Source organism: Tepidimonas sp. (assembly GCF_029335975.1).
In the GTDB taxonomy this organism is placed as follows: domain Bacteria; phylum Pseudomonadota; class Gammaproteobacteria; order Burkholderiales; family Burkholderiaceae_C; genus Tepidimonas.
Genome location: NZ_JARJMT020000079.1, coordinates 1 through 3391, shown reverse-complemented (window position 1 = coordinate 3391; position 3391 = coordinate 1). Strand labels below are relative to the sequence as shown.

The 3391-nt window shown below is 62.1% G+C and carries 3 protein-coding genes and 1 pseudogene; 1 reads left to right on the top strand and 3 read right to left on the bottom strand.

What is annotated here, in order from left to right; genetic code table 11:
- Positions 1-56 precede the first annotated feature (56 nt).
- The 3 genes and pseudogenes from P3W97_RS04505 to P3W97_RS04495 form a co-directional block, all read right to left on the bottom strand.
- Complete coding sequence (locus P3W97_RS04505) at positions 57-626, bottom strand: transposase (protein ID WP_300844186.1); 570 nt, start codon at positions 624-626, stop codon at positions 57-59.
- A gap of 188 nt (positions 627-814) precedes the next feature.
- Positions 815-1121: pseudogene (locus P3W97_RS04500) on the bottom strand (Fic/DOC family N-terminal domain-containing protein); the annotation flags it as partial.
- A gap of 130 nt (positions 1122-1251) precedes the next feature.
- Positions 1252-2499 carry an N-6 DNA methylase gene (locus tag P3W97_RS04495; protein WP_300844185.1) on the bottom strand — a complete coding sequence of 416 codons (1248 nt, stop codon included), beginning with the start codon at positions 2497-2499 and terminating at the stop codon, positions 1252-1254.
- A gap of 493 nt (positions 2500-2992) precedes the next feature.
- Between P3W97_RS04495 and P3W97_RS04490 the strand changes: the two genes are divergently transcribed.
- Positions 2993-3382: a DUF6858 family protein gene (locus P3W97_RS04490; RefSeq protein ID WP_300844183.1), complete on the top strand. Its 390-nt coding sequence runs from the start codon at positions 2993-2995 to the stop codon at positions 3380-3382.
- Positions 3383-3391 lie beyond the last annotated feature (9 nt).

The window sequence follows — 3391 nt, the reverse complement described above, 5'->3', positions numbered from 1 at the left end:
TTTCCCATCAGCCCGTAGGCGCGGTGGTCAAGACGGGTTTGACAGGCCAAGGCAGCTCAAGGGAATTTGGCCGCATTCCACAGGCCGCTGACCCACTCATGACGCTGCATCGCAGTGGCCATCTTCATCTTCAATGTCCTGCTCCTGCCGTTCTTGGGGATGAAGCCAGCCTGCGCGAACAACCGCTGACGCAGACTTGCCATGGTCTGCATCGAGCTTGTCTTGTGGATCTGGCGCTGCATCGCGGCTCTGAACAGGCTCATCAGGTTAAAAGCCAACATCACCCAGTGCATGGCCGCCTCGGTGGCCCAGAAGGGCTCCAGGTGCTGCAGGAAGCCCTTGTCGCAAAAGCCCGAGTCCGCCCGCAGCAGCCCCACGCGCTTGGCAGATCCAAGATGTTCCATGCCGCTTTGCAAGAGGGCGATGGCGTTGTTGGCTGTGTGGGCGTTGTCTGGACGCAGCCACACGTTGGCCAGCATGCGGGTGTCGGCGACGAAGGCCATGTGCGGGTGGTGGCTGGCGCGCCCGCGTTTGCTGGGGTTGTCGCCCCTGGATGCGCCTTGCTGCGCGCCGCAGCGGCTCAGCACCGTGGAATCCAGATCCAATGTGAGGGTCTGCAAGCCCACCCGCTCAAAAAGGTGCCGGTACAGCCCTAAACCGACCCACCAGCTGTTCGGGGGCGCAGCCACGGTGACTGCCGGGCTGGGGCAGTTGGGCGCGCAGCACAGCCTCCTAATCGCTGTTTCCTAAGAAACTCATACCGTTGCGCTATTGGCTGCCATGAGAAACCGGCAGCTATCGGGAAATCTGGGATGAAATACAGCGAGAAATACAGCAGCGGCTGGCGCAGCACGCCGTCGTGGTGCAGGATCAGCGCGATGAGCAGCCGACCGACGCGGCCGTTGCCTTCGAGGAAGGGGTGGATGGTTTCGAACTGCACATGGGCCAAGGCGGCCTTGATCAGCGCGCAGGCGCTTGAGCCCATGCTCCAGGGCAGTGACGTAATTGGAGACCTCCACCCCATCGTCGAAGGGCACACCGGGCTGCTCGTCGAGTTCGAAGAGCAGGAGGTCCGATAGCGACGATTGGGTGCCTTCGATCTGGCTGGATAGCACCGCCTCGCCAGCGACGCTGGTTGGGGTGTAGCTGCCCGTGAGCCCGCGTTGCATGGTTCGATTCGCTGTTTTCGTTCGCGTGAATAGTGTCGCCCACTATTCACGAAAACGTCTGTTCATGTAAATAGCCGGCGCATCAAAACCCCAGCGCCTTGAGGTTGGCTTCGATCGCCGCGTCGAGCTTGGCGGCTTGTTCACGTTGCGCGCGCCACTGGGCGGCAAGCCTGGTTATTTTTTCTGCGAAGGGCTCGCCGTCGTCTTCCACATCCGTCGCGCCGACGTAGCGCCCAGGGGTGAGCACGTGGCCGTGTTTGCGGATCTCCTCCAGAGAAACCGATTTGCAGAAACCGGGGACGTCCGCGTAGGGGCGACCCTTGGGGTCGCACAATGTCGAACCGCGCCAGGCATGGTAGGTGTCGGCGATTTTCTTAATTTCTTCATCGGTGAGCTCGCGTCGGGTGCGATCGATCATCACGCCCATCTTACGCGCGTCGATGAACAGCACCTCGCCGCGCCGGTCGCGTAGGGGCAGGCCTTGTGCCTGCCCGGTTGCCTGCCCAGACCCAGGGCGGGCACGAGACCCGCCCCTACGGTCGCGGGCGAGGAACCACAGGCAGGCGGGGATCTGCGTGGAGTAGAAAAGCTGCCCGGGTAGCGCCACCATGCAGTCCACCACGTCGGCCTCGATCATCGCTTTGCGGATTTCACCCTCGCCGGACTGGTTGGAGCTCATGGAGCCGTTGGCCAGCACCACGCCCGCCACCCCAAAGGGTGCGAGGTGGTGGTAGATGTGCTGCAGCCAGGCATAGTTGGCGTTACCGACCGGCGGCACGCCGAATTTCCAGCGCGGATCGTCGCGCAGCCGTTCGCCGCCCCAGTCTGAGACGTTGAACGGCGGGTTGGCCAGGATGTAGTCGAAGCGCAGGTCGCGCAGTTCGTCCTTGTGGAAGCTGCCTTCGTTGTTCCAGCGGATGTCGGCGTCGATGCCACGCACGGCCAGGTTCATCTTGGCGAGCCGCCAGGTGGTGTAGTTGCTCTCCTGCCCGTAGATGGCGATGTCGCCGATGCGCCCGCCGTGTTCCTGGACGAACTTTTCGCTTTGCACGAACATGCCGCCTGAGCCACAGCAGGGGTCGTAGACGCGGCCTGAGTAGGGTTCCAGCATCTCCACGAGCAACTTGACCACCGAGCGCGGGGTGTAGAACTCGCCGCCGCGCTTGCCTTCGGCGCCAGAGATGTACTTCAGGAAGATGAGCCCAAGCACAACATGCTTGTAATCGGAGGGCTCCATGTTGCCGCGCAGCTTGTCGGCGGCCTTGAAAAGCTCTGCCTCGAAGCCGAGGTAGCCGCCGTTACCATTCCCGGCGGTGTCGTCCGGTGCCATCGTGCGGTAATCCTTTGCGCGATGTCTGGAACGTTGGAGCTTCACACCCCAGCGCGAGCTATGCGTTCGCTTGTTTCTGCCATAAAGGGTCGCATTTTGCGGTGCGATTCCCCGGTACGATGCCAAGTCCCGTATTGCTTTGACGGCCCCGCGCCGAGACACTCGATCGAGCTGGGACGGCCAGTCCCGCTGGAAAAGAGCCGCCAGACGATGTCGGTCAGCTGCTAACCATCGGTTTTATATCTATCCGTTGCCAGCGAAACCCCCCCAAACCCGTCGGCCGCCGAACGCTTGGTCAACCGCGCAGCATACGAGCTGAGCGCGACCGCTCGAACGGTGAAATTCGACTGCCGTCTCGGTGCAGGTGCGTGACACGCAAACGCATACTAGGCGGTGTATGCTATTGTGTGTTGGAAGGTTTGCACCCGCAACCACGCTCTTACCATCCGTTTCGGCGCTCTCTCCGTCATCATCACCACATTCCGTCATCACCATGAAACAGCTGAACTTTCAGGAAAAGTACCCCATCACCGTCATCGACGTCGCCAAGAGCGAATGCCGCTACCAAAGCGCCGAGGAGATCGCCGCCTACTTCCGTGACTGCATCGCCAACACGCCGCGCGTGAGCTACATCGGTACCTTTGACCATCTGGCGCACACACGCGGCATCGGCGGCGAAGTGGCGCCAGCCATCACGGCGGCGATCAACGTGGTGTTCTGCTTCGGCCATGCACTGCCCAATCCGCAGGTGCTGGCGGTGCGTCCACGCTCCATCGGCATCGCCGACATGGGCGACCATTTCGTCATCAGCTTCATGGATGCCCCCATGAAACCCGCCAACGACGCCATGCAGGCCTGGGCCCTGGCCCTGCGCAACCAGTGAGTGCGCGCT

What these genes read in the sequence shown, in the direction of transcription:
- P3W97_RS04495 (WP_300844185.1), bottom strand. Translation starts at nt 2,499, where the DNA reads ATGGCACCGGACGACACCGCCGGGAATGGTAACGGCGGCTACCTCGGC.
- P3W97_RS04490 (WP_300844183.1), top strand. Translation starts at nt 2,993, where the DNA reads ATGAAACAGCTGAACTTTCAGGAAAAGTACCCCATCACCGTCATCGAC.